Consider the following 1,813-nt stretch of genomic DNA (forward strand, 5'->3'; position numbering starts at 1 on the left):
CCAGGCCCCCGGCCAGCTCCCGGGCTGCCCGCTCCGCGCCGGGCCCACCGGCGGCCCACGCCGTGACCGCGTCGCGGAACGCCGTCATGCCCGACGGTACGTCCCCTGCCGAACTCCCTTGGCCCGCTGTGCTCATGGCGGCATCCAAGCAGACGGAGCAGCGGATGACGTCGGATTTTCCCGCCGGTGGCGCCTCATGCCCGACGGGCCGGACTGTCGGACCGGTTCCAGATCGGAGCTGAACTCCCGGGACGTGGGCACGGTTGTGTCCGTTCGGGCCGCCTGTGCCATGATCGTCTGCCGGCATGCCGTCATGCCGGCAGGTCGACCTCGGGGGACACATTGAGCCGGATCAACTGCCCGCAGTGCGGGACGCTCGACCAGGTGCGGAGCGTCCCCAGCGTCTACGAGTCGCAGACCAGCACGTACTCGGGGACGAGCACCGGCTACTCCTCCGGCGTCGCGTACGCGAGCGGGGTCGGGGTGATCCCGACCTTCGGCAGTTCGACCGTCCACACCTCCGGCTCCTCCAGCAGCCTCCTCGCGGCCCATATCGCGCCGCCGCCCCCGCCGCGGCTCGCCCCTCAGGGCAGCAGCTGCGGGCTGGCGATCGTGATCGCCCTCGCGGCCGCCTGGGGAGTGATCCTGTTGCCGTACCTGTTCACGTCCGGCGACCGCAACGCCGGGACGAACAGCGCGATCATGTTCACCATCCTGGGCGGCCCGTTCGTCTTCGCGGCCGTGATGATGATCATCCAGCGCTCGAAGGCCCGCCGCCGCTCCCAGGAGGCGTTCGCAGCGCATTCGGTGGTGTACCCGTCCTTCGCCACCGCCTGGAGCGCCACCTACGTGTGCCTGCGCTGCCACGTCGCCTACGTCCCCGAGGGCGCCCTCCCCATCGGCGCCTCCCCCGCCTTCCCGGTCCACCGCTTCCCGGACCTGATCGCCGCCACGGCCGCCCGCCTGCGCGGCGAGATGTGACGAGCGAGACCAGCGCTTCTCCCCGGACGTTGATCCGCGCCTCGCGCGCCGGAGCGCGCGCCCTGCGCCTAACCTGCCACTCGCCTTCAAACTGAAGGTCATGTTCCTCTCCCCTACAGGAGCCGACGTGGCAACTCCGAACAGTGCGCCGTACGGACCGAAGGCAGAGCCGTCGTGAAGGCCGGGCACCTGCTCCGGGCCGTGTTCACCGACCCCACGGGTTCCGTCTCCCCGTCGCTCTACGAGACCGCCCGGCTCGTCGCACTCGCCCCCTGGCTGGCCGGGCATGCGGACCGGCGCCACTACCTGCTGGCCCAGCAGGACCCCGACGGTTGGTGGGGTCCGCAGCGAGGCCATCGCCTGGTGCCGACGCTCAGCGCCGTGGAGGCACTGCTGACGAGCCTGAGCCGGGGCGACTGGCCCGCCGCCGAGCGCACTCGCGCGGCAGCGGCAGCCGACGCGGGGATCGCCGCGCTGCTGTCCGCAGACGGGGACGACCGGCTGCTACCGGACACCGTCGCCCACGAGCTGATCATCCCCGACCTCGTCGGCCGTATCAACGCCCAACTCGCCCACCACAGGCCCGAGTACCGCCTCACGCTCCCGGCCGGACTGTCCCCGGACCTGCCCGAGCGCCTCCGCCGCAAGGTCGAGGCCGCAGGCACCGTCCCGCTCAAACTGCAGCACTCGTTCGAGGCCTTCGCGGACGCCTCCACCGCGCCGCTCATCCCCGACGCACCGGCCCTGGTGGGGAGTTCACCGGCCGCCACCGCCGCCTGGATCGCGCTGCGCGGCGGCCCCGACCGCTGCCCCGGGCGCGCCCGGGCGCTGG

Annotated in this window: 1 protein-coding gene and 1 pseudogene; both read left to right on the forward strand. The window is 72.7% G+C overall.

Annotated features, from left to right (window positions below; translation table 11 throughout):
* Positions 1–384 precede the first annotated feature (384 nt).
* On the forward strand, positions 385–981 hold the full coding sequence (locus AB0O00_RS37710) for a hypothetical protein (protein WP_363659207.1): 597 nt from the start codon (positions 385–387) through the stop codon (positions 979–981).
* A 174-nt stretch (positions 982–1,155) separates the two neighbouring features.
* A pseudogene (locus tag AB0O00_RS37715) lies at positions 1,156–1,813 on the forward strand (prenyltransferase); the annotation flags it as partial.

Source organism: Kitasatospora sp. NPDC093558 (assembly GCF_040683475.1).
Taxonomy (GTDB): domain Bacteria; phylum Actinomycetota; class Actinomycetes; order Streptomycetales; family Streptomycetaceae; genus Kitasatospora.